Source organism: Prodigiosinella aquatilis (assembly GCA_030388725.1).
GTDB lineage: Bacteria > Pseudomonadota > Gammaproteobacteria > Enterobacterales > Enterobacteriaceae > Prodigiosinella > Prodigiosinella aquatilis.
The window spans coordinates 3,674,560-3,698,025 of the sequence record CP128857.1 but is presented as its reverse complement, the minus strand read 5'-3'; the positions used below and the strand labels follow the sequence as shown (position 1 = coordinate 3,698,025).

19 protein-coding genes, 3 tRNA genes, 4 rRNA genes and 1 other annotated feature are annotated in these 23,466 nt (G+C 47.4%); of the genes, 16 read left to right on the top strand and 10 right to left on the bottom strand.

What is annotated here, in order from left to right; translation table 11 throughout:
- Positions 1–64: 64 nt before the first annotated feature.
- Positions 65–574, bottom strand: coding sequence for a replication protein B (locus PCO85_17220; protein ID WJV52922.1), 510 nt, complete (start codon positions 572–574; stop codon positions 65–67).
- Positions 571–744 (bottom strand): hypothetical protein, encoded by a 174-nt coding sequence (locus PCO85_17215; GenBank protein ID WJV52921.1) that lies wholly within the window; start codon positions 742–744, stop codon positions 571–573. The genes PCO85_17220 and PCO85_17215 overlap by 4 nt, the downstream gene beginning before the upstream one ends.
- A gap of 127 nt (positions 745–871) precedes the next feature.
- Here PCO85_17215 and PCO85_17210 point away from each other — a divergent pair, with 127 nt between their 5' ends.
- Positions 872–1,057, top strand: coding sequence for a hypothetical protein (locus PCO85_17210; GenBank protein ID WJV52920.1), 186 nt, complete (start codon positions 872–874; stop codon positions 1,055–1,057).
- Here PCO85_17210 and PCO85_17205 read toward each other — a convergent pair.
- The 3 genes from PCO85_17205 to PCO85_17195 all read right to left on the bottom strand — a co-directional run bounded on the left by PCO85_17205 (position 1,030) and on the right by PCO85_17195 (position 2,348).
- Positions 1,030–1,500, bottom strand: coding sequence for a hypothetical protein (locus tag PCO85_17205; protein WJV52919.1), 471 nt, complete (start codon positions 1,498–1,500; stop codon positions 1,030–1,032). The genes PCO85_17210 and PCO85_17205 overlap by 28 nt on opposite strands.
- Before the next feature lie 84 nt (positions 1,501–1,584).
- On the bottom strand, positions 1,585–2,088 hold the full coding sequence (locus PCO85_17200) for a phage regulatory CII family protein (protein ID WJV52918.1): 504 nt from the start codon (positions 2,086–2,088) through the stop codon (positions 1,585–1,587).
- Positions 2,089–2,120: 32 nt separating this feature from the next.
- Entirely contained in the window at positions 2,121–2,348 is a 228-nt protein-coding gene (locus tag PCO85_17195) for a hypothetical protein (GenBank protein ID WJV52917.1), read from the bottom strand.
- Positions 2,349–2,462: 114 nt separating this feature from the next.
- Here PCO85_17195 and PCO85_17190 point away from each other — a divergent pair, with 114 nt between their 5' ends.
- Both PCO85_17190 and PCO85_17185 read left to right on the top strand, forming a co-directional pair.
- On the top strand, positions 2,463–3,341 hold the full coding sequence (locus tag PCO85_17190; protein ID WJV52916.1) for a phage repressor protein CI: 879 nt from the start codon (positions 2,463–2,465) through the stop codon (positions 3,339–3,341).
- A gap of 72 nt (positions 3,342–3,413) precedes the next feature.
- Positions 3,414–4,442: a site-specific integrase gene (locus tag PCO85_17185; protein ID WJV52915.1), complete on the top strand. Its 1,029-nt coding sequence runs from the start codon at positions 3,414–3,416 to the stop codon at positions 4,440–4,442.
- Positions 4,443–4,700: 258 nt separating this feature from the next.
- Here PCO85_17185 and PCO85_17180 read toward each other — a convergent pair whose 3' ends face one another.
- Complete coding sequence (locus tag PCO85_17180; GenBank protein ID WJV52914.1) at positions 4,701–5,633, bottom strand: nucleoside recognition domain-containing protein; 933 nt, start codon at positions 5,631–5,633, stop codon at positions 4,701–4,703.
- Positions 5,634–5,861: 228 nt separating this feature from the next.
- Positions 5,862–6,578: a two-component system response regulator BtsR gene (gene btsR, locus PCO85_17175; GenBank protein WJV52913.1), complete on the bottom strand. Its 717-nt coding sequence runs from the start codon at positions 6,576–6,578 to the stop codon at positions 5,862–5,864.
- A 229-nt stretch (positions 6,579–6,807) separates the two neighbouring features.
- On the opposite strand from btsR, the gene PCO85_17170 reads away from it, so the two are divergent.
- Together PCO85_17170 and tyrA are read left to right on the top strand one after the other, a co-directional pair.
- Positions 6,808–7,881, top strand: coding sequence for a 3-deoxy-7-phosphoheptulonate synthase (locus PCO85_17170; protein ID WJV56122.1), 1,074 nt, complete (start codon positions 6,808–6,810; stop codon positions 7,879–7,881).
- 3 nt (positions 7,882–7,884) lie between these two features.
- On the top strand, positions 7,885–9,006 hold the full coding sequence (tyrA, locus tag PCO85_17165; GenBank protein ID WJV52912.1) for a bifunctional chorismate mutase/prephenate dehydrogenase: 1,122 nt from the start codon (positions 7,885–7,887) through the stop codon (positions 9,004–9,006).
- 62 nt (positions 9,007–9,068) lie between these two features.
- On the opposite strand, the gene pheA is transcribed toward tyrA, so the two are convergent.
- From pheA to bamD, 3 genes are all read right to left on the bottom strand, one after another.
- Positions 9,069–10,226: a bifunctional chorismate mutase/prephenate dehydratase gene (gene pheA, locus PCO85_17160; GenBank protein WJV52911.1), complete on the bottom strand. Its 1,158-nt coding sequence runs from the start codon at positions 10,224–10,226 to the stop codon at positions 9,069–9,071.
- Positions 10,227–10,251: 25 nt separating this feature from the next.
- Positions 10,252–10,377: a sequence feature (Phe leader region), on the bottom strand.
- Between the two features lie 108 nt (positions 10,378–10,485).
- Positions 10,486–10,824 carry a ribosome-associated translation inhibitor RaiA gene (gene raiA, locus PCO85_17155; GenBank protein WJV52910.1) on the bottom strand — a complete coding sequence of 113 codons (339 nt, stop codon included), beginning with the start codon at positions 10,822–10,824 and terminating at the stop codon, positions 10,486–10,488.
- A 299-nt stretch (positions 10,825–11,123) separates the two neighbouring features.
- Positions 11,124–11,858, bottom strand: a complete 735-nt coding sequence (gene bamD, locus PCO85_17150; protein WJV52909.1) for an outer membrane protein assembly factor BamD — start codon at positions 11,856–11,858, stop codon at positions 11,124–11,126.
- A 132-nt stretch (positions 11,859–11,990) separates the two neighbouring features.
- Between bamD and rluD the strand changes: the two genes are divergently transcribed.
- The 11 genes from rluD to PCO85_17095 all read left to right on the top strand — a co-directional run bounded on the left by rluD (position 11,991) and on the right by PCO85_17095 (position 23,000).
- The gene (gene rluD / locus PCO85_17145) at positions 11,991–12,968 is read left to right on the top strand and encodes a 23S rRNA pseudouridine(1911/1915/1917) synthase RluD (GenBank protein ID WJV52908.1); all 978 of its coding nucleotides are present in this window, start codon (positions 11,991–11,993) and stop codon (positions 12,966–12,968) included.
- A gap of 4 nt (positions 12,969–12,972) precedes the next feature.
- Complete coding sequence (gene yfiH, locus PCO85_17140) at positions 12,973–13,698, top strand: purine nucleoside phosphorylase YfiH (GenBank protein ID WJV52907.1); 726 nt, start codon at positions 12,973–12,975, stop codon at positions 13,696–13,698.
- Between the two features lie 135 nt (positions 13,699–13,833).
- Positions 13,834–16,407, top strand: a complete 2,574-nt coding sequence (gene clpB, locus PCO85_17135) for an ATP-dependent chaperone ClpB (protein WJV52906.1) — start codon at positions 13,834–13,836, stop codon at positions 16,405–16,407.
- A gap of 473 nt (positions 16,408–16,880) precedes the next feature.
- Positions 16,881–18,426 (top strand): 16S ribosomal RNA (locus PCO85_17130).
- An 81-nt stretch (positions 18,427–18,507) separates the two neighbouring features.
- Positions 18,508–18,583: transfer RNA gene (locus PCO85_17125), tRNA-Glu, on the top strand.
- Between the two features lie 223 nt (positions 18,584–18,806).
- Positions 18,807–21,815 (top strand): 23S ribosomal RNA (locus tag PCO85_17120).
- A 109-nt stretch (positions 21,816–21,924) separates the two neighbouring features.
- Positions 21,925–22,040: ribosomal RNA gene (gene rrf, locus PCO85_17115) — 5S ribosomal RNA — on the top strand.
- A 16-nt stretch (positions 22,041–22,056) separates the two neighbouring features.
- Positions 22,057–22,132: transfer RNA gene (locus PCO85_17110), tRNA-Thr, on the top strand.
- A gap of 41 nt (positions 22,133–22,173) precedes the next feature.
- Positions 22,174–22,289: ribosomal RNA gene (gene rrf, locus PCO85_17105) — 5S ribosomal RNA — on the top strand.
- Together the 16S, 23S and 5S rRNA genes with 3 tRNA genes alongside form the textbook arrangement of a ribosomal RNA operon.
- A gap of 122 nt (positions 22,290–22,411) precedes the next feature.
- Positions 22,412–22,488 (top strand) — tRNA-Asp (locus PCO85_17100).
- Between the two features lie 254 nt (positions 22,489–22,742).
- The gene (locus tag PCO85_17095; protein ID WJV52905.1) at positions 22,743–23,000 is read left to right on the top strand and encodes an integrase arm-type DNA-binding domain-containing protein; all 258 of its coding nucleotides are present in this window, start codon (positions 22,743–22,745) and stop codon (positions 22,998–23,000) included.
- Positions 23,001–23,466 lie beyond the last annotated feature (466 nt).

The following is a 23,466-nucleotide window of genomic DNA, read 5'->3' as shown; positions in this document are numbered from 1 at the left end:
CTTCTCTTATTTCAGGTAAAAGAATGCCCGACGCGGTGAAGCGTCTGATTTTTCCGGGCGTTAATTAACAGGTATAAATTTCGGGTTTAATACTGGTCAAAATAGCGGGTGAATCTTCGAACGCGCTTAACAGCTCCTGCAATGAGCGAATTAACGCGGGTTTCCATTCACAGCTATCGCTTTCAATACGCCAGATTGGTTGATTAAATTCCTCGGCAGATAATCCAGCATGGAAAAATAACGATTTTCTTTCGCTAATAGATAAACGCTGAATAAACGTAGTATTACTAGTTTCGTGTTTACGGTATTTAGCAAAGGCGCGGCGTAATTCATCCAGTGCGCCGATCACCCGTTCGCAAACGTTGGTTTCCATTTCTTCAAGGTGATAAACCGCAACGCTTTGATTAAGCCCGGCATGGAAAACAACTGTTGCCCGGTAACGTTCAGGCAGGTGATTGTAAAAATCACAAGATTGCTGCCAGCGGCTACCGGCAAAGTGTTTACCAATCAGGGCGCGTAAGTTGCCTGGCATGGTGTTCAGGTGTCCGGCAGTAAATGCGTAATGTTGATTCATGAATTCCTCCTGAATAAGTCTTTGAACGTGCCTTTGGGTGGTGCCCAGCGACGGCCATCAGGCCGGATAATGATCCCCTGTTTACCTTTCCCGTGACGGATCTCGGCGGGGAGTGGTTTCTCTACCTGGTGACGCCAGAGAAAAGGTGCAACAGATATCGGTTTTTGCATTGTTCCCTCCTGTTGGTAACAGCCCACAAATAGGCAGTTGCGAATAGGTGCCGGGATGTTTCACCACGCCCGGCGCGTGGTCTGTGGTAGGATCGTTTTGCCAAAACAACCACAAAAGGAAATCTGTATGTCACATGATGAAAAAGTAATATCTCTGCTTAATAGTCTTATCCGCGAACTTAATACCATTCCGCATCCACAAGAAAAAAATCCTAACGCGAAGAATATCCGCGACCTTCATCAGGAAGCGCTGGAGAAAATCAGAGAGAAATTCCCTGACGCACGTTATGACTCTTTTGTGGAGATATTCTGATTTTTTAACCGGGACTCATCCCGGTTATTTAATCTCTCAGTACCATCTTCATGTGAATCGGTGTATTTATCTTTAATTCTGCAAAGAAGAAATTTAGGTAAATAATTTCTGTATTCAGGTATCTGATTCCGTATATTTTCGTATACGTTTTTTATATGTGACATCAATGCAACCGCATCATGTTTCACTTCAATTTTTTCACCTGATGATAGGTGTACTACGCTCCCATTACCGGTGTTAATAACAGACACAATGTGATCAACCCGAATAAAAACGGTATCAGATAGTGTCCCCAGCACTTCAACAAAAATACTGCAATCGCCTTCAAAAAACTGGGCGTTTCCATCATGTTGCAGTGCATGGGTTACCCGTGCCCCGTTTTTTGACTGGGCTTGGCGAGAACTATCAATAACCGCGTTATTGCTTTTTTCGCTGTTTTCCATCTTTCCCCCCTTTATCATTCTCATCATCAGTAAGTGCCGGGATATTTCACCACGCCCGGCGCGTGGTTTCCCTGGTGTTGTTATTCAGCTCAAACTTGCGCCTATCCCGCTGATAGCGTCTACGGTGGACGCCAGCGCCGGGTTTGCCTGGATGCGTGTTTGCAGCGATAAGCCAACTAACGACAGATATTTGATACCGGAGTTAATACTGCTGATAAATGCGTGGCGTCGTGTTTGGCTCATGCGTTCGGTAGATATGCTTTCTGCCGCTACGGCACCCATAGCCGCAGTCGCCTGCAACACGTAAGTGGTGATGCGTTCGGCGTTCGCTTCGTTCATGGGAACGGCGGGCATACATTTGAGCTGTGCCAGTAGGCCATCAATCAGTGTGGCGTCTTCGGTCACATCAGTGATGGTTAGCAATTCTTCACAGGTCAGCTTGTGCGGCTGTTCCGGGTTTAATTTGTTGCGCAGCATTTGCGCATTCATTCCGACACTGCCCGCCAGATCAGCCAGATTGTGGTGAAGTGAGAAGGCGTGGCACGCATTTGCAAAGTGCTGATGTATGGAAACTTGATAATCAAACATAGAGAGAAATCCCTTTAACTTAAATAATCAAGTTACGCGGGTTGGATATAACGGCAATTTATACCTTGAGCTAGCAGACGCCCACGAAATGCCACCATATTGATACGTGCCGCTGCACCGTCTTTTTTACGCGGCATTAAAAGAAGGTCGCCATCTTCAACCATCTGTTTAACGGTGCGTAGGCTGTATCCATAGTTAACGGCGAACTCTTCATATGTCATCAAGTCCGGCCCTGAGGGGATTGCAATTTGAGGAGCCATAGATCATTATCTCCAGTTGTTTGTCGGTTTAGTGCATTGGCGTGCATTTTTAACTATTGAGACAATAATAAATCTCTTTATGGGATTTTGTAAAGTCTCTTAATGGGATTTTTTATGGTTATGCATTTCAACACCCCTGACCTTGTTATACCCAGAATGCGGTCAGCATATGGGGTAAAAAATAGCGTGGAATTAGCTAGAACCCTTGACATACCTGCCTCGACCCTACACAACTGGACCGTGCGCGGCAGCGTGCCGGGTAACTACATCATCCAGTGTTCCCTCGAAACCGGATCAAGTCTTGAATGGTTGGTTTATGGGGAGGTTTCAAATGCAATACGCAAAAGATCATTACTGAGTGGAAAATCTCTTTATGAGAGGATTCTGGATACCGGAGGGCGCTCTGTTCTTACCAGATTGATGGATGCCTACGGCTTTAAAATGCAAAAAGAGCTAGGGGAATTGTTCGATTTGTCGTCAGGAACTATTAGCACATGGATACGTAGAGAGCATTTCCCAGGAGATATTGTTATCACATGTGCGCTGGACACGGGTGTATCTTTGCGATGGTTAGCCACCGGAGAGGGGCCAACTATTGACACATACACAGAAAAAAAAACAGATACGACAATCACCGACGTTAATAAGTCTGCGAGTAGCTATTCTGTAGATTCCATCAACAGAATACCTCAATACACTCTCATAAATGGAAAAATGGAGGAAAGAGGTATGTGGATATGTGATAAGTCTCTGACTGATGGAGCCGTTTCTCCTGCATATATATATGCAGCTCACGGTCAATGGGTAATAGATATGTCTCCCGACACAATAAGCAACGGGAAATGGCTGTTGGATATTGATGGTGATATTGATGTTTACCGCGTCGCACGTATACCGGGCAATTTACTGAAAATTAGTGGTCCTACTGAATTTGATTGCTCAATTGATGATGTAAAACCTGTTGGAAAGGTTTTTATAACGCTGAACAAATAAGGATATTCGATGAAAAGGCTTTTAGTGGTGATAACACGTATTTAAAGAAAATAATAAAAGAACACTAAATCCATGTCATGTAAAAAAACCACATCTGGAGAATGGTTAGCCGATTTTCGCATAGGGGGCCGGGAAGGGCGGCGCATCCGTAAGCGGTTTTCCACCAAAGGCGAAGCTGTCGCCTATGAAAATTACTGCCTGAACGAAGCAGAAAATAAGCCCTGGATGGGAGAGAAAGAAGATCGGCGACGCCTCAGCGAGTTAATTCAGCTCTGGCATAATCTTCACGGTCAAGCGCTGGTTGCTAACAGATCTCGTCTCGCAAAATTATTTATTGTATGTCGAGGATTGGGCGATCCCGTAGCTGCACACATAACAGCCAAAGATTGGGCTCATTATCGTGATCGCCGTTTAAAGGGCGAAATCGACAACGGATATCATTCAAACCCTAAAAAATGGATTGCTCAGCCTATAACTGTTAATCGAGAACAACAGTATCTGGATGCGGTATTCAATGAGCTAAAACGGTTAGGTGAATGGAATTTACCCAACCCACTGGAAGCAGTTCGCGTATTTAAAGAAAAAGAAAAGGAAATGTCTTGGCTGACCCAGCCACAGATCCACAAACTGCTAACTGCCTGTGATTCATATGGGAAAGTTTATCTAACCTATATCGTAAAAATCTGCCTGACAACCGGAGCGCGGTGGAGCGAAGCCGAGCGCCTTAACCGTTCCCAATTGTCCCCTTGCAAATTGACGTTTACAAAAACAAAAGGCGGCAAAAATAGAACGGTTCCTATACCTCAATGGCTCTATGATGAGCTCTCGCCGTTGCAAGGGCGAATGTTTCACCCATGCTATCAGGAATTCAAAAAAATGCTGGCGTTAACAGATATTGAGTTACCAGACGGGCAGATGACCCACGTTTTGAGGCATACGTTTGCATCTCATTTCATGATGAATGGGGGGAATATTTTGGTGTTACAGCGGATTCTAGGACACGCGAATATACGTGAAACTATGCGATACGCCCACTTTGCACCCGACCATTTAGAGGATGCCGTGGTTCTTAATCCATTGGCGTTTTATATGTCCACATAATGCCCACACAGTATGCACTTAGTTGCATTTTGTTGCACTATATACGCATTTAACTACTTGTTTATATTTAAAATTTGATACTAATCAATAGTATTTTATAAAAGCGTCTTAACTAAGAGCGCGCTTTCGCAACATCCGAAAAGCGGTTATAGAAAAGGGACGTGCCTCACTGGCATGCCCTTTTTTTTTTACTATTAATTCCAGATAATACCCATGACAGATGCTGAAACGACATTAATTTAGTATTAATTTCTTCAATTAAAACATCAACAAATGCAGCAACGTTCTAATCAGAATACCAAACAGGGCACCCAGCGCAGAGTAGCGGAATAAGCGGGTGAAACGTGAGCCCACGCCTAGAAAAATGCCAATTCCCGGTAAATCAAAGGTTTGTACCAGCAGACCTGTGGAGGCGTTGATCTGGCTGGCGGTTATTTTCCCTTGATGAATTAGGTCTGACACTACGCCAAAATAGGCGGTGCCACCCGCCAGACATTTCACCAGTGTTGGCATCACGAAAACAGGGGAAATATTGACCGAAGCAAGTAGCGGCGAGAAAAAGTGTTCAAGTGCAGTCACCGCGCCAGCCGATTCCAGAATGCCGACAATCGTCATTGATAAAATTAGCATCGGCACCGATCCGAGCGCCAACCTGATGGCGTCTGCCCCCGCGCTATTGATGATACCGATAATCCCTTTACGGCCAGGTTCCTCGGCAGAAACCTCATCGGAGCGGCTGCTTTCCGCCGCAGACAGTCTACGTCCAAGAACATGATAGGTGATAGCTGCAGCAGCCAGGCCACCAATGATTGAAATCACGATGGCCGCAGCCCAGTTCAGGCCAAACGGGATAAGAGGATAAAATACGTTGCCCTGTCCCATGGCGAATACCATGGCCAGTGTTGCCGCCATATGGCGATCGGAGATGCCTCGTTTTTCCATAATTGATAAGGTTGCCAGTGGTGCGGCAAAGCTGACAAAGTTGAGCTGAATCAGTGCAAAGGTGCTCATGCCGGCTAGTCCAAAGGGTTTGAGGATGGGGGCCATCCACCTGACGAGTGCATCCACTATCCCTTTTGATTCCAGAAACTGCATGATGACCAGCATTACGACCATGATCGGCAGCAGCGTATAGAGCGCGACATCAACGGAGGATTTCCCCGACGACATGATGATTCCAATGACATCCATCTAAATATCTCTGAGCGGGTAGAACTATTCGTTTTTTGTTGACCGACGAGGTTGACCCGAAATTTATGTCCCGCTATTTTCGTGATAAACGTCACAATATTCCAGTAAGTTTTTGCCAGCGTTGGTGATAAATTTGATGGTCAAAGGTTATTACTGATCTTGGTGAAAACAATTAACCTTTTTGTCAGATGCGTATGCTAGAGGCGAGTTCTTCACTAAAAACAACATTCAGGTGATACCCAGTTTTTCTTTCAATAATTTTAAATATCGTCGACTCACTGGTATCTGCTTACCGGTGTTGGTAATGACCTCCGCAGAGCCGTTATCCAGTAACTGTATTTCCTTCAATAACTCAGTATTGACCATATATTGCCGATGGCAGCGAATAAACGGTGTCTTTTCTTCCAGCGTTTTCAATGACAGCTGGGTATAACCTGATTGTGTCACACCTACGACATGTACACCGCTGAGTGCTGAGCTTAAATATTCCACCTCTTCAATTTTCAATAAAAAAATACGGTTGTGCCCATAACAAGGAATATGGCGTAAGTAGGGTTCGGTAATTAATTGTACATTTTTGTTTACACTTGTACCTCTCCGTAATCTATTTAGCGTCTTTGATAACCGTTGAGCATCAAGAGGCTTGAGTAGATAGTCGAAGGCATGCTCTTCGAAAGCACGTATGGCATATTCATCATACGCTGTGACAAACACCACATATGGCATAGTGTCTGGATCAAGCATGGCCACCATTTCCAATCCGTTGATTTTTGGCATTTGGATATCGAGAAATATCACATCCGGTTGAAGACGATTTATCGTCGGTATGGCTTCCAGCGCATTGTTGCATTCGGCGATAATAGTGATATCCGATTCATTCGCCAGGAGTAGCCCCAGCTCTTCGCGGGCTGGTTTTTCATCATCAATAATTATTACTTTTAACATTATTTCCCCCTTATGTATTGATTCTATCATTTCCCAACAAAGGGATAGAGCTGTGTTGGCTGGAAGTGAGGGTTGATGTAAATTTAGTGATCTCTATCTGGTTTTATAGATGGTAATTTTTTCTTTACGGATATGGATTGAAAAATTTACGCTGTATGTTATGGTGTCATCCATAACGCGATATGGGCGCTAGTGTCCCTCATAGACAGGAATCAACAGGATCATGAATATGCAAAAAGATTCGCTCAATAATATCAATATCAGTGATGAACAGGTGTTAATCACGCCTGATGAATTAAAAGCCAAGTTCCCACTGAATGATCGAGAACAGCAAGCTATTGCGCAGTCACGTAGCACCATTGCGAATATTATTCATGGCCGTGATGATCGACAGTTGATCGTTTGTGGTCCTTGTTCAATCCATGATACGGATGCTGCTCTGGATTATGCGCGTCGTTTAAAAACGCTTTCAACTGAATTGAGTGATCGGCTGTATATCGTTATGCGTGTCTATTTTGAAAAACCGCGTACCACTGTTGGTTGGAAAGGATTAATCAATGATCCTTACATGGATGGGTCGTTTGATGTAGAAGCTGGATTGCATATTGCCCGTGGTCTGTTACTTGAATTGGTTCACATGGGATTGCCGTTGGCGACTGAAGCTCTGGACCCGAACAGCCCACAATATTTGGGGGATCTCTTTAGTTGGTCTGCAATCGGCGCGAGGACCACTGAGTCCCAGACGCATCGGGAAATGGCTTCTGGTCTCTCAATGCCGGTCGGCTTTAAAAATGGTACGGATGGTAGTCTTGGTACTGCTATTAATGCAATGAAAGCAGCCTCAATGCCACATCGTTTTGTCGGTATTAACCAGGGCGGTCAGGTATGCCTACTGCAAACACAAGGCAACGCTGATGGACATGTTATTTTACGCGGCGGAAAAAGACCTAATTACAGTGCACAGGATGTCGCTGAGTGTGAAAAACAGATGCGGGACGCAGGGCTGAAACCGGCGCTGATGATAGATTGTAGCCACGGTAATTCCAATAAGGACTATCGTCGGCAGCCGTTGGTGGTGGAATCGATTATTGAGCAGATTAAGGCAGGCAGCCGTTCTATCATAGGATTGATGCTAGAGAGCAATATTAACGAAGGCAATCAGTCATCCGAGCAGCCACGTTCGCAGATGCATTATGGTGTATCCGTGACTGATGCCTGTATCAGTTGGGAAAGTACGGAAACATTGTTACGTTCGTTACATCAGGAACTTGATGCGGTAGGCATAAATCGGTTAGGAGAATAATAAATGGTCGCTGAACTGACCGCTTTACGTGATCAGATTGATGAGGTAGATAAAGCGCTGCTGACGCTGTTATCACGCCGATTACAACTGGTAGCGGATGTTGGCGAAGTGAAAAGTCGCTATGGGTTACCGATTTACGCTCCGGAACGAGAAACTGCGATGCTGAGTTCACGCCGAAAGGAAGCGGAGATGTTAGGTGTTCCCCCTGATCTGATTGAGGATGTTTTGCGTCGTGTCATACGGGAATCATATTCTAGTGAAAACGATAAAGGGTTTAAAACGCTATGTCCTCAACTCCGCTCTGTGGTGATTATTGGTGGCCATGGGCAGATGGGGCGATTGTTTGACAAAATGCTGACGTTGTCTGGTTACCAGGTCAAGATTTTGGAACAGGATGACTGGCCGCAGGCTGACGCGTTATTATCCGATGCCGGTATGGTTATTGTCAGTGTTCCTATTCATGTAACGGAACAGGTCATTGCCCTGCTTCCCAAACTACCTGATGACTGCATCTTGGTAGATCTGGCATCGGTAAAAAATGGTCCATTGCAGGCGATGTTAGCGGCTCATTCGGGTCCTGTATTGGGATTGCATCCGATGTTCGGACCCGACAGTGGTAGCCTGGCCAAACAGGTGGTGGTGTATTGTGACGGTCGTCAACCTGAAGCCTATCAGTGGTTGCTGGAGCAAATTCAGGTATGGGGAGCGAGATTACATCGTATCAGTGCCGTTGAACACGATCAGAATATGGCCTTTATTCAGGCTCTACGCCATTTCGCCACTTTTGCTTATGGGGTGCATTTGGCAGAAGAAAATGTGCAATTGGAACAATTACTGGCTCTATCTTCACCGATTTATCGCCTGGAACTGGCAATGGTAGGCCGTCTGTTTGCTCAGGATCCGCAGTTGTATGCAGATATCATAATGTCTTCAGAAAATAATCTGGCATTGATCAAACGCTATTATCTGCGCTTTGGTGAGGCTATCGCATTGCTAGAGCAAGGAGATAAAGCTGCTTTTATCAGTAGTTTTAGAAAAGTTGAACACTGGTTTGGTGATTATGCACGCCGTTTCCAATCAGAGAGCCAAGTGTTATTGCGCCAGGCTAACGATATTCGGCAATAGAAGATTAGTCTTTAATGATATTACCGCCATTCCCCTTTAGCCGGGTATGGCGTTTTTGGTTATCAATCAGTCTCTACTGGTACAATGTTTTCACTGGGATAGCAGCCGAGCACTTTTAATGACCGGGTTATCATCGCCAGATCTTTGAGCGCGTTTTGCATTTCTTTACTGCGCAGATTGGCCTGAACATCAATATAAAACATCTCTTCCCATGGATTACCGTGAATGGGTCGAGACTCCAGTTTTGTCATTACGATACCGTGTTCACGCAGTACAAGTAATGCCTCCACCAGAGCGCCGGATTGCTGACCTGTTGCCATGATAAGTGTTGTTTTGGCTGGTACCTGTTCGGTAACTTCGATAGGTTTGCGAGCCAATATAATAAAGCGGGTAATATTTTGTGACTGGTTCGCCAGGTTATGTTCCAGTACTTGTAACTGGTAAAGCGTACCTCCTGCCTCACTACCTAATGCGGCAACCTTGGGTGATTTCAGTTCTGATACTTTGGCCATTGCCGCGGCTGTACTTTCGCAGTATTCGATTTTCCAGTGTGGGAAGCGATTAATAAAATTGCTGCATTGTTGAAAGGGTTGCGGATGGCTGTAAACCGTTTCTATTTGATCAAGGTGGGTATCAACGGCGACTAGGACACAGTGATCAATCGGATTGGTTAGTTCACCAACAATAGATAATCCTGTGTGTTGCAGTAGGTCATAGACATCATTGATAGAACCTGAACTGGTATTTTCAATCGGTAATACAGCGTAATCAGCCTGACCGATTTCCACTATGTTGATAATGTCGTGAAACTTTTGGCATCCGCACTCAATAATATTGTCGAAGTGGCGGGCTGCATACTGTCGGGCTGCCAAATGCGAATAAGAACCTTTCGGACCTAAAAAAGCAATACGTGCTGAATGTGACGTGGTTCGATTCAAATGTTGTTGCAGTAAGGCTTGCTGAGTCAGAACAGAGTCTTCGATAATAAGCTGGAACAGCCGAGTAATATAGTGGCCATCAAGATGATGTTTTTTCCCTTCGTCAATCAAGGCTGAAAGCAAGTCGCGTTCACGTTCCTTATCGCGGATGGGACGGTGAGTATGTTGTTTAGTTTTTGCTACCTCCAGTGCCAGCTCCCGTCTTTGAGCTAACAATTCAAGCAGTTGCATATCTAGGGCGCTGATGCGATCGCGCAGTATCAGTAACGGATTGTCGGTCATAGAGCGTTTACCTGTTTGCTGTCCATATAAAAAAGCCCCCTAAGTTCAGGAGGCTTTTTTGTTCGTCTTCGTATTTTCACTCACACGACAATTGCCCCCAGGCGGGTAGAATGAAAAAAAAAATACGAAGAAGAACAACTTTTGATTCATGATTAAAATCCTTGCTGTGAGGTTAGTAAGGTAACTGCTGCCTTTTCATCCTGTCAATAAAAAACGCGCCTGACGGCGCGTTAGTGGAAATAAAGTATATAACCTGCTTTTATTCCTCCGGAGAAACCTGCAGATTGACATCTTTTATACAAGACTCGGCACGACGCGCTTCGCTTTTATGCTGTACTTTATTCAGCTGGCGTTCGAGTTTGGCAATGAGCTCATTGATGGCAGTATACATATCTTCGTGTTTGGCACTGGCGACCAGGGGACCATTGGGGGTATTGATCGTGGCATCGGCAACAAAGCCTTGTGGCTCTTTGGATAGGATAATATGTGGGTTAATTAACTGTGTTTGCCATTTATCCAGTTTCGTGAGACGGTCTTCGACATGTTGACGTATTGCGGGGGTAATATCCATTTGCTTACTGGTAATATTGATAGTCATAAAAACTTACCTCTCTGCCTTGTCCGTCTTGGATAGTTTCAGCATACCTCTAGATGGAACAAAATGGGTGATTCCGATCACTTTTTTTTTGTCACTTTTCGTCAATAAACCTTGATTTGTGAACTGTCTTTGGGAATAACCATACTGGTCTTGTGGGTGTGTAAAGGCTATGGCATTATCGGTAAGATTTATTGTTGACGCCGGGTGTTTGATCTCCCGGCGTTTTATTTTCAAACAAGAAATACGGTATAAATAAAAAACGGCAGCCTAAGCTGCCGTGGTGATAAGCGTTGTAATTGTTAAACAGGGTTGACGGCAATAATTTTTGCTACTTTGTCTGCCTCTGCAGTTAACTGCAATTCACGGTAAGCATTTTCCATTAATGGCAGTGCTTTTCTTGTCGCCTGCGTATCCGGATAATCTTTCATCATTTGCTCAACACGGTTAACAACCGCTACATAAGCGCCGCGTTTCGTGTAATATTGCGCGACTGAAAGTTGATATTTGGCCAGGCGCTCTTTCAGGAATTCCAGACGTTTGCTGGCATCAGTAGCGTAGAGACTTCTCGGGTAACCTTGCACTAGCTGGCGAAAGGCTTGGAAAGCTGCACGGGCGTACTGAGGATCGCGGTCTGAACGATCAACACCAAAGAATCCTTGTAATGTACTATCATCTAACGCCATGTTGGTCAGGCCACGCATATAGAGCACATAGTCTATGTTAGGATGCGTGGGGTTCAGGCGGATAAAACGATCAATGGATGCCTGAGCTAACGGTAGCTCGGCAGATTTATAGTAGGCATATATCAGATCCAGCTGAACCTGTTGTGAATAAGGACCAAATGGATAACGGTTATCCAACGCTTCCAACTGCGTAATGGCGGCCTTAAAGTTGCCATCCTGCAGTTTTTCCTGAGCAGTGGCATAAATTTCTGAAGGTGGGCGATCAGGAACTGCATCTTTGGAGTTGCTGGAGCAACCAACCAGCGCCAGGCTCAACGTGGCTGCAGCCACCAGGTATTTCATACGCGTCATGACGTTTTGATTATCCTCAGTGTTTTTTCGGGAAACTGTCCGTTAAGCTCCCGATTAAGACCAGCTACAATAGTACATTATTTTAAACGGCGTCGCCGTTAAAACCCAACGTTAATAAAGAAGCTGCATACTATGGCACAACAAGTACAACTCACGGCAATAGTGGCCGAATCTCAACTCGGACAACGTTTAGATCAGGCTTTAGCCGAATTGTTCCCTGATTATTCCCGTTCACGCATAAAAGAGTGGATTTTGGAACAGCGGGTACAGATTAACGGCAATATTATGAATAAGCCAAAAGAGAAGGTGCTTGGTGGCGAATTAGTGGCCATTGATGCATTGATCGAAGAGGATGCGCGTTGGGAAGCACAAGCAATTGCACTGGATATTGTTTATGAAGACCAGGATATTCTGGTGATCAATAAACCCCGAGATCTGGTTGTACATCCTGGCGCGGGAAATCCTGACGGTACGGTATTAAATGCATTGCTCCATCATTATCCAGAAATTGTGGATGTTCCTCGTGCTGGGATTGTTCATCGACTGGATAAAGATACCACTGGATTGATGGTTGTGGCGAAGACCGTACCGGCCCAAACCCGGCTGGTGGAGTCGTTGCAGGCCCGTGAAATTACCCGTGAATATGAAGCGGTGGCGGTTGGTACGATGACGGCGGGAGGGTCGGTTGATGAGCCGATAGCCCGTCATGCTACAAAACGTACTCACATGGCTGTTCATCCGATGGGAAAACCTGCTGTTACGCATTACCGGATTATGGAACATTTCCGCGCTCATACCCGTTTGCGGTTACGTTTGGAAACCGGCCGTACTCATCAGATTCGCGTACATATGGCACATATAAATCATCCTTTGGTGGGTGATCCTTTATATGGTGGGCGTCCACGTTCTCCGAAAGGAGCGTCAGACGAATTTATCGCGGTTCTGCGTGGTTTTGATCGCCAGGCTCTACATGCCACGATGTTGCGTTTGTATCACCCTATCAGTGGAATTCAGATGGAGTGGCATGCTCCCCTGCCACAGGATATGGTGAAATTGATAGACGCATTAAAAGCTGACACAGAAGCGTTTAAAGAACAACTGGGCTGGTGACTACATGCTTATACAACCCAATTGGCCAGCACCACATAATATTCGTGCTTACAGCACTACCCGCATTGGGGGCGTCAGTATGCCGCCCTATGATTCCTTTAATTTAGGAAATCATGTCGGTGATGATGCACTACACGTGTATGAAAATCGAAATAAGCTGGTGGAAGTTGCATCTTTACCATCAATGCCATACTGGTTGGAACAGGTTCATGGTACACAGGTTGTGGAATTAGATAATGACACGCCGGTTTCACTGAAAGGGGATGCTGTATATACCAGGTGCAAAGAGCGAGTCTGTGCGGTGATGACGGCCGACTGTTTGCCTGTGTTGTTTTGTACTGAAGCTGGTGATGAAGTCGCCGCCGCTCATGCTGGTTGGCGAGGATTGCAGGCTGGGGTGCTGGAGCAATCGTTATTGCGATTCCGCTCCTCTCCATCGAATATCATGGCATGGTTAGGCCCGGCTATTGGTCCGCAACAGTTTGAGGTGGGGGCTGAAGTAAAAGCTGCTTTTACCCAGGATGATCCCCAATCGGCAATGGCTTTTGTCTCTCAAGGTGAAAAATTTCTGGCGGATATTTACCAACTTGCACGTTTACGTTTGCAAGCTGCGGGTGTGACGAAAATTTTTGGCGGAGAGGCTTGTACCGTCAGTGAACCGCAAAAATTTTTCTCATATCGACGCGATGGTGTAACCGGTCGTATGGCAACTTTAGTCTGGGTGATATAACCTATTGAATTAAGGCGGTCCGGGACAGTTAACGTTTTTCCTCCTATTATTACTGGCAAAGTCATCTTGAAATTTTGAAAGATGGCCTTATTTAATCTCCGGTAGCAATTTTGACCAGTATGTATGGGAGGAGTTATGCGTCTGGATCGTCTTACCAATAAATTCCAGCTTGCTCTCGCCGATGCTCAATCTCTCGCACTTGGGCGGGATCATCAATTTATTGAACCACTTCATCTGATGAGTGCTCTCCTGAACCAGGAAGGTGGCACGGTTAGCCCTTTGTTAACGGCGGCGGGCGCAAATGTTGTCAATCTTAAAAATGCCATTGAACAGGCATTAGGTCGCTTACCACAGGTAGAAGGAACTGGTGGCGATGTTCAGCCATCCAATGAACTGGTAAAAACTTTAAATATTTGCGACAAGCTGGCCCAAAAACGTGGCGATACATTTATTTCTTCAGAACTGTTTGTCTTGGCTGTTTTAGAGTCCCGAAGCACATTCAGTGATGTGCTAAAGAACGCTGGCGCTACCGAGGAAAACGTGACTAAAGCGATCGAACAGATTCGGGGAGGAGAACAGGTGAATGAGCAGGGAGCAGAAGATCAGCGGCAGGCTTTGAAAAAATACACTATTGATTTAACCGAGCGTGCCGAGCAAGGCAAGTTGGACCCAGTTATTGGCCGGGATGAAGAAATTCGCCGTACTATCCAGGTATTACAGCGTAGAACAAAAAACAACCCGGTACTCATTGGTGAGCCTGGCGTAGGTAAAACCGCAATTGTTGAAGGGCTTGCGCAGCGTATTGTCAATGGGGAAATTCCTGAAGGATTAAAGAATAAACGCGTTTTATCGTTAGATATGGGCGCGCTGATTGCAGGAGCCAAATACCGTGGTGAGTTTGAAGAGCGCCTGAAAGGTGTACTAACCGACCTCTCGAAGCAGGAAGGCAATGTCATCTTGTTCATTGATGAACTACATACTATGGTCGGTGCTGGCAAGGCGGATGGTGCGATGGATGCAGGTAATATGCTGAAACCTGCGCTTGCTCGCGGTGAATTGCATTGTGTCGGCGCAACCACGCTGGATGAATACCGTCAGTATATCGAAAAGGATGCCGCGCTTGAGAGACGTTTCCAAAAGGTGTTTGTCTCTGAGCCAAGCGTGGAAGATACCATCGCGATTCTACGTGGTCTGAAAGAACGTTATGAGTTACATCACCATGTACAGATTACCGATCCAGCGATAGTCGCTGCTGCTATGTTATCTCATCGTTATATTGCCGATCGTAAATTGCCAGATAAGGCTATCGATCTGATCGATGAAGCGGCATCAAGCATTCGTATGCAAATCGACTCTAAACCAGAACCGCTGGATAGATTGGATCGCCGTATTATCCAGTTGAAGCTGGAGCAGCAGGCGTTGAAGAAAGAGTCTGACGAAGCCAGCCTGAAACGCCTGGAGCTGTTAAGTACTGAACTGGAGCAAAAAGAGCGTGAATACTCGAAGTTAGAGGAAGAGTGGAAGGCGGAAAAAGCTTCTCTGACGGGGACTCAGAATATTAAAGCGGCGTTGGAACAAGCGAAAATCACCTTGGAGCAAGCTCGTCGTCAGGGTGATCTGGGACGTATGTCAGAATTGCAATATGGCAAGATCCCCGAATTGGAAAAACAGCTTGCCGCAGCGACACTGGTAGAAGGCAAGACAATGCATCTACTGCGTAACCGGGTTACAGATGTGGAAATCGCCGAAGTACTGGCGCGGTCGACCGGTATTCCTGTCTCCAGAATGCTGGAGGGCGAACGTGAGAAACTGTTACGTATGGAGCATGAGTTACACCAGCGTGTGATTGGTCAGGATGAAGCGGTTGAGGCAGTCGCCAACTCTATTCGGCGCAGCCGTGCCGGGCTCTCTGATCCAAATCGTCCCATTGGTTCATTTCTATTCCTGGGACCAACTGGTGTCGGTAAGACTGAACTTTGCAAGTCACTGGCTTCATTTCTGTTTGACAGTGACGATGCCATGGTTCGTATTGATATGTCTGAATTTATGGAGAAACATTCTGTATCGCGTCTGGTTGGTGCCCCTCCGGGATATGTTGGGTATGAAGAGGGGGGTTATCTGACGGAAGCCGTGCGCCGTCGTCCTTACTCGGTGATTTTGCTGGATGAGGTGGAAAAAGCACATCCGGATGTATTCAATATTTTGTTGCAGGTATTGGATGATGGGCGTCTTACTGATGGTCAGGGGCGGACAGTCGATTTTCGTAATACGGTTGTTATCATGACGTCTAATCTGGGGTCAGATTTAATTCAGGAACGCTTCGGCGACATGAATTACACCCAGATGCGTGATATGGTGCTAGAGGTTGTTAGTCATCACTTCCGTCCTGAATTTATCAACCGAATTGATGAAGTTGTGGTATTCCATCCCTTGGGACGCGCACATATTGCTTCTATTGCCCAGATTCAACTTCAACGTTTGTACCAGCGTTTGGAAGAGCGAGGTTACAGCGTGACGATTACCGAACCTGCGTTGGCGCTACTTGGAGAGTTGGGGTTTGATCCGGTTTATGGGGCCCGACCGCTTAAACGAGCTATCCAACAGTTAATTGAGAACCAACTGGCCCAGCAGATTCTGTCCGGCAAGTTAATTCCCGGTAAACTCGTGACGTTAGATGTTGAGGGAGATACGATCGTCGCACATCAATAGTTATATTGACATCTGTTACAAACAAAAGACCTGAATTTAGTTATTCAGGTCTTTTGTTTGTAAAAGTAGCGATTAATGCTCAATAAAGTTCCATGCAAAAGCGCATTGATTCAAAAGTGAGCAAACGAATTTTTTTTTTGCAATTACCCCTTGTCAGGCCAGGAGAAGTGCCTATAATGCGCCTCCACTGACCCGGTGCTGGTGAACAACACAACGCCGAGTCAGGCGGGGAAAAACGAATTATTCGTTGACTCTGCAAGAGGATAGCGTAGTATACGCGACCTCACGTCAGCGGCAGTGCCGCGACGAACGCTCTTTAACAATATAATCAGACAATCTGTGTGGGCACTCACAGGACCCTATCGTAATCAATACGAAAAGACTTGAAGAGTGACTGACAGTAAATTCATTACGAATAAACAGTTATAAATTCTTTGAGCATCGCTTCTTCGGAAGCACATCAAACAAATCTTAAATTGAAGAGTTTGATCATGGCTCAGATTGAACGCTGGCGGCAGGCCTAACACATGCAAGTCGAGCGGCAGCGGGGGGGGAAGCTTGCTTCCCCGCCGGCGAGCGGCGGACGGGTGAGTAATGTCTGGGGATCTGCCTGATGGAGGGGGATAACTACTGGAAACGGTAGCTAATACCGCATGACGTCGCAAGACCAAAGTGGGGGACCTTCGGGCCTCACGCCATTGGATGAACCCAGATGGGATTAGCTGGTAGGTGAGGTAATGGCTCACCTAGGCGACGATCTCTAGCTGGTCTGAGAGGATGACCAGCCACACTGGAACTGAGACACGGTCCAGACTCCTACGGGAGGCAGCAGTGGGGAATATTGCACAATGGGGGAAACCCTGATGCAGCCATGCCGCGTGTATGAAGAAGGCCTTCGGGTTGTAAAGTACTTTCAGCGGGGAGGAAGGGGAGCACTCTAACAGAGTGTTTCATTGACGTTACCCGCAGAAGAAGCACCGGCTAACTCCGTGCCAGCAGCCGCGGTAATACGGAGGGTGCAAGCGTTAATCGGAATGACTGGGCGTAAAGCGCACGCAGGCGGTCTGTTAAGTTGGATGTGAAATCCCCGGGCTTAACCTGGGAACTGCATTCAAAACTGACAGACTAGAGTCTCGTAGAGGGGGGGTAGAATTCCAGGTGTAGCGGTGAAATGCGTAGAGATCTGGAGGAATACCGGTGGCGAAGGCGGCCCCCTGGACGAAGACTGACGCTCAGGTGCGAAAGCGTGGGGAGCAAACAGGATTAGATACCCTGGTAGTCCACGCTGTAAACGATGTCGACTTGAAGGTTGTGGCCTTGAGCCGTGGCTTTCGGAGCTAACGCGTTAAGTCGACCGCCTGGGGAGTACGGCCGCAAGGTTAAAACTCAAATGAATTGACGGGGGCCCGCACAAGCGGTGGAGCATGTGGTTTAATTCGATGCAACGCGAAGAACCTTACCTACTCTTGACATCCTCAGAAGAGACTGGAGACAGACTTGTGCCTTCGGGAACTGAGAGACAGGTGCTGCATGGCTGTCGTCAGCTCGTGTTGTGAAATGTTGGGTTAAGTCCCGCAACGAGCGCAACCCTTATCCTTTGTTGCCAGCGCGTAATGGCGGGAACTCAAGGGAGACTGCCGGTGATAAACCGGAGGAAGGTGGGGATGACGTCAAGTCATCATGGCCCTTACGAGTAGGGCTACACACGTGCTACAATGGCGCATACAAAGAGAAGCGAACTCGCGAGGGCAAGCGGACCTCATAAAGTGCGTCGTAGTCCGGATTGGAGTCTGCAACTCGACTCCATGAAGTCGGAATCGCTAGTAATCGTAGATCAGAATGCTACGGTGAATACGTTCCCGGGCCTTGTACACACCGCCCGTCACACCATGGGAGTGGGTTGCAAAAGAAGTAGGTAGCTTAACCTTCGGGAGGGCGCTTACCACTTTGTGATTCATGACTGGGGTGAAGTCGTAACAAGGTAACCGTAGGGGAACCTGCGGTTGGATCACCTCCTTACCAAAGATAGTGGTAATGTGAAGTGCTCACACAGATTGTCTGATGAAAACAGAGCGCGCGTCTGCGAAGCCGACATGATGTGTCCCCTTCGTCTAGAGGCCTAGGACACCGCCCTTTCACGGCGGTAACAGGGGTTCGAATCCCCTAGGGGACGCCAAAAATGACAGTGGGTGAAAGGCACGGTCAACGATAACCTAAAGCTGATTAGCGATAGTCAGGTTTATGTTATTTGCTCTTTAACAATCTGGAACAAGCTGAAAATTGAAACGATACAGCGAAACCTGGCCTTGATGGCGGGAGTTGGCTGTATCAGAGTCTCTCAAATAATTGCAGCGCGAGGTGGTCTTGCTCTTCATGAAAAAGACACCTTCGGGTTGTGAGGTTAAGCGACTAAGCGTACACGGTGGATGCCTAGGCAGTCAGAGGCGATGAAGGGCGTGCTAATCTGCGAAAAGCGTCGGCAAGGTGATATGAACCGTCATAGCCGACGATACCCGAATGGGGAAACCCAGTGTGTTTCGACACACTATCATGACATGAATACATAGTGGCATGAGGCGAACCGGGGGAACTGAAACATCTCAGTACCCCGAGGAAAAGAAATCAACCGAGATTCCCCCAGTAGCGGCGAGCGAACGGGGAAGAGCCCAGAACCAGAATCAGTTTGTGCATCAGTGGAAGCGTCTGGAAAGTCGCACGGTACAGGGTGACAGTCCCGTACACGAAAATGCACGTGCTGTGAGTTCGACGAGTAGGGCGGGACACGAGATATCCTGTCTGAAGATGGGGGGACCATCCTCCAAGGCTAAATACTCCTGACTGACCGATAGTGAACCAGTACCGTGAGGGAAAGGCGAAAAGAACCCCGGCGAGGGGAGTGAAACAGAACCTGAAACCGTGTACGTACAAGCAGTGGGAGCCCCACCACCAAAGCATTCTCTGGTGATGAAGGCACCGCAACAGCAGCATCGCGGTGGCGGCGCGTCTTTTGCGACGCCCAACACACAAAACAAGCGGTGAGTGCTTTGGGGTGGGGTGACTGCGTACCTTTTGTATAATGGGTCAGCGACTTATATTTTGTAGCAAGGTTAACCGAATAGGGGAGCCGCAGGGAAACCGAGTCTTAACTGGGCGTCAAGTTGCAAGGTATAGACCCGAAACCCGGTGATCTAGCCATGGGCAGGTTGAAGGTTGGGTAACACTAACTGGAGGACCGAACCGACTAATGTTGAAAAATTAGCGGATGACCTGTGGCTGGGGGTGAAAGGCCAATCAAACCGGGAGATAGCTGGTTCTCCCCGAAAGCTATTTAGGTAGCGCCTCGTGAAGTCATCTTCGGGGGTAGAGCACTGTTTCGACTAGGGGGCCATCCCGGCTTACCAACTCGATGCAAACTGCGAATACCGAAGAATGTTATCACGGGAGACACACGGCGGGTGCTAACGTCCGTCGTGAAGAGGGAAACAACCCAGACCGCCAGCTAAGGTCCCAAAGTCATGGTTAAGTGGGAAACGATGTGGGAAGGCCCAGACAGCCAGGATGTTGGCTTAGAAGCAGCCATCATTTAAAGAAAGCGTAATAGCTCACTGGTCGAGTCGGCCTGCGCGGAAGATGTAACGGGGCTAAACCATGCACCGAAGCTGCGGCAGCGACGCTTAGGCGTTGTTGGGTAGGGGAGCGTTCTGTAAGCCGTTGAAGGTGGTCTGTGAGGATTGCTGGAGGTATCAGAAGTGCGAATGCTGACATAAGTAACGATAATGCGGGTGAAAAACCCGCACGCCGGAAGACCAAGGGTTCCTGTCCAACGTTAATCGGGGCAGGGTGAGTCGACCCCTAAGGCGAGGCCGAAAGGCGTAGTCGATGGGAAACAGGTTAATATTCCTGTACTGGGTGTTACTGCGAAGGGGGGACGGAGAAGGCTATGTTGGCCGGGCGACGGTTGTCCCGGTTTAAGCGTGTAGGTGGGTGCTCCAGGCAAATCCGGAGCGCTGTCAACACCGAGGCGTGATGACGAGGCACTACGGTGTCGAAGTGACAAATGCCACGCTTCCAGGAAAAGCCCCTAAGCATCAGGTAACATCGAATCGTACCCCAAACCGACACAGGTGGTCAGGTAGAGAATACTCAGGCGCTTGAGAGAACTCGGGTGAAGGAACTAGGCAAAATGGTGCCGTAACTTCGGGAGAAGGCACGCTGTGCGAGGTGAAGTCCCCTGCGGATGGAGCGTTGCGCAGTCGCAGATACCAGCTGGCTGCAACTGTTTACTAAAAACACAGCACTGTGCAAACACGAAAGTGGACGTATACGGTGTGACGCCTGCCCGGTGCCGGAAGGTTAATTGATGGGGTAAGCCGCAAGGCGAAGCTCTTGATCGAAGCCCCGGTAAACGGCGGCCGTAACTATAACGGTCCTAAGGTAGCGAAATTCCTTGTCGGGTAAGTTCCGACCTGCACGAATGGCGTAATGATGGCCAGGCTGTCTCCACCCGAGACTCAGTGAAATTGAACTCGCTGTGAAGATGCAGTGTACCCGCGGCAAGACGGAAAGACCCCGTGAACCTTTACTATAGCTTGACACTGAACCTTGAGCCTTGATGTGTAGGATAGGTGGGAGGCTTCGAAGCGTGGACGCCAGTCTGCGTGGAGCCAACCTTGAAATACCACCCTTTGATGTTTGATGTTCTAACGTGGGCCCGTGAACCGGGTTGCGGACAGTGTCTGGTGGGTAGTTTGACTGGGGCGGTCTCCTCCCAAAGAGTAACGGAGGAGTACGAAGGTTAGCTAATCCTGGTCGGACATCAGGAGGTTAGTGCAAAGGCATAAGCTAGCTTGACTGCGAGAGTGACGGCTCGAGCAGGTGCGAAAGCAGGTCTTAGTGATCCGGTGGTTCTGAATGGAAGGGCCATCGCTCAACGGATAAAAGGTACTCCGGGGATAACAGGCTGATACCGCCCAAGAGTTCATATCGACGGCGGTGTTTGGCACCTCGATGTCGGCTCATCACATCCTGGGGCTGAAGTAGGTCCCAAGGGTATGGCTGTTCGCCATTTAAAGTGGTACGCGAGCTGGGTTTAGAACGTCGTGAGACAGTTCGGTCCCTATCTGCCGTGGGCGTTGGAAGATTGAGGGGGTTGCTCCTAGTACGAGAGGACCGGAGTGAACGCACCACTGGTGTACGGGTTGTGATGCCAATTGCATTGCCCGGTAGCTACGTGCGGAAGAGATAACCGCTGAAAGCATCTAAGCGGGAAACTTGCCCCGAGATGAGTCTTCCCTGGGCCTTCAAGGCCCCTGAAGGGACGTTTAAGACGAAGACGTTGATAGGCTGGGTGTGTAAGCGCAGTGATGCGTTGAGCTGACCAGTACTAATGACCCGAGAGGCTTAACCTTACAACACCCAAGGTGTTTTGGAATGAGAGACGAGCTATTTTCAGTGATGTTCCGGTATTGGTTCTGATGGTGACGCGGAAGTGTGACGGTTGGAACGAAACAGAATTTGCCTGGCGGCGATAGCGCGGTGGTCCCACCTGACCCCATGCCGAACTCAGCAGTGAAACGCCGTAGCGCCGATGGTAGTGTGGGGTCTCCCCATGTGAGAGTAGGGAACTGCCAGGCATTAACATTTAGGTGCGCTGATATGGCTCAGTTGGTAGAGCGCACCCTTGGTAAGGGTGAGGTCCCCAGTTCGACTCTGGGTATCAGCACCATATTGTTACAATAAAGTGTTCGGCAAGAATTAAAGAATTTGCCTGGCGGCGATAGCGCGGTGGTCCCACCTGACCCCATGCCGAACTCAGCAGTGAAACGCCGTAGCGCCGATGGTAGTGTGGGGTCTCCCCATGTGAGAGTAGGGAACTGCCAGGCATCAAACACGTGCTAACAGAGACATCTGATAGCCAACAGAATTACGAAAGTAGTTCTGAGCACGGAAAGTGAGCCCTGATGAGGGGTTAAGTATCAGGATGATACAACGTAGCAGAATCGGTGGAGCGGTAGTTCAGTTGGTTAGAATACCTGCCTGTCACGCAGGGGGTCGCGGGTTCGAGTCCCGTCCGTTCCGCCACTTATCTATTCCGAGATGTATTTATATTTCTCAGAATGAAAAAACCGTATAGCCGTTATAGGTATACGGTTTTTTTTCGTCTCTATAATACCCTCAGTATATATTGAGGTGTCAGGCGCAAAAATGACCCAAGTGACCTATGTACCGGAAAGATAAATTTTATAGGCCATTTTCTGCTTTATAGCTGATAAAAGGTTGCGGATACAGAACATTACACCACTCCCATCGTTTGGTTTTTTAACGACAACCAAGGGATGAATGATGACCGCAAGACACCACTGCTTTCTGCCGTCGCAGTACAAAAATCAAAATCCGTCGATAAGGATTACGATCTGATTAATGGTCATGGGCTGACCCTTTTCATCAGGACTGCTAGTAAGAAAATCTGGTATTTTCGTTACCAGCGCCCCAATTACGCAACGCGTACCAACATTACACTGGGCCATTACCCTGCTATGACGCTGCCTGCCTTGCGCGTACCCTTCACGATGAATGTATCGCGCTGTTGGTAAGAGATCACCCACGCGTTGCAAGTCTCACGGGAATGCATGTATTTTATGTTTTTATATAGAAGCTATTTTTGTTATGAAGAGATGTAGTAGTGACTGAAATGCCAGTGATGATGGAGTGAAAACCGATCGATTAAACACAAGCAAGTGGATTCCCGTTTGCAGAACAATTTCAAAATGGTTTACGCTGCCTGAAGCGATAACAGATGGTTATTAATTTTATTATTTATCAAATAGATGATGGTACTTGTTTCCATCCGTTTCGCCAAATTTACCGAACACCTGGGTATTGACGCAGGTTTTTTGTATATAATAACTACAATGTTTTTCTTTTCCCCTTGGTCTCGGTTTATTCACCAGATCTTTTCTCTTCTTCTGATTGTCTACTGTAACCATTTATCCTACATTTTTCATTCTATTGATTTGGCGCGTTGAAAGTCAGCCATAAAGTCCCTATAACTGAGTTGTA

Bases quoted from the DNA above. Each gene is read 5' to 3' on its own strand.
- PCO85_17220 (WJV52922.1), bottom strand. From the start codon at position 574: ATGAATCAACATTACGCATTTACTGCCGGACACCTGAACACCATGCCA.
- PCO85_17215 (WJV52921.1), bottom strand. From the start codon at position 744: ATGCAAAAACCGATATCTGTTGCACCTTTTCTCTGGCGTCACCAGGTA.
- PCO85_17210 (WJV52920.1), top strand. From the start codon at position 872: ATGTCACATGATGAAAAAGTAATATCTCTGCTTAATAGTCTTATCCGC.
- PCO85_17205 (WJV52919.1), bottom strand. From the start codon at position 1,500: ATGGAAAACAGCGAAAAAAGCAATAACGCGGTTATTGATAGTTCTCGC.
- PCO85_17200 (WJV52918.1), bottom strand. From the start codon at position 2,088: ATGTTTGATTATCAAGTTTCCATACATCAGCACTTTGCAAATGCGTGC.
- PCO85_17195 (WJV52917.1), bottom strand. From the start codon at position 2,348: ATGGCTCCTCAAATTGCAATCCCCTCAGGGCCGGACTTGATGACATAT.
- PCO85_17190 (WJV52916.1), top strand. From the start codon at position 2,463: ATGGTTATGCATTTCAACACCCCTGACCTTGTTATACCCAGAATGCGG.
- PCO85_17185 (WJV52915.1), top strand. From the start codon at position 3,414: ATGTCATGTAAAAAAACCACATCTGGAGAATGGTTAGCCGATTTTCGC.
- PCO85_17180 (WJV52914.1), bottom strand. From the start codon at position 5,633: ATGGATGTCATTGGAATCATCATGTCGTCGGGGAAATCCTCCGTTGAT.
- btsR (WJV52913.1), bottom strand. From the start codon at position 6,578: ATGTTAAAAGTAATAATTATTGATGATGAAAAACCAGCCCGCGAAGAG.
- PCO85_17170 (WJV56122.1), top strand. From the start codon at position 6,808: ATGCAAAAAGATTCGCTCAATAATATCAATATCAGTGATGAACAGGTG.
- tyrA (WJV52912.1), top strand. From the start codon at position 7,885: ATGGTCGCTGAACTGACCGCTTTACGTGATCAGATTGATGAGGTAGAT.
- pheA (WJV52911.1), bottom strand. From the start codon at position 10,226: ATGACCGACAATCCGTTACTGATACTGCGCGATCGCATCAGCGCCCTA.
- raiA (WJV52910.1), bottom strand. From the start codon at position 10,824: ATGACTATCAATATTACCAGTAAGCAAATGGATATTACCCCCGCAATA.
- bamD (WJV52909.1), bottom strand. From the start codon at position 11,858: ATGACGCGTATGAAATACCTGGTGGCTGCAGCCACGTTGAGCCTGGCG.
- rluD (WJV52908.1), top strand. From the start codon at position 11,991: ATGGCACAACAAGTACAACTCACGGCAATAGTGGCCGAATCTCAACTC.
- yfiH (WJV52907.1), top strand. From the start codon at position 12,973: ATGCTTATACAACCCAATTGGCCAGCACCACATAATATTCGTGCTTAC.
- clpB (WJV52906.1), top strand. From the start codon at position 13,834: ATGCGTCTGGATCGTCTTACCAATAAATTCCAGCTTGCTCTCGCCGAT.
- PCO85_17095 (WJV52905.1), top strand. From the start codon at position 22,743: ATGAATGATGACCGCAAGACACCACTGCTTTCTGCCGTCGCAGTACAA.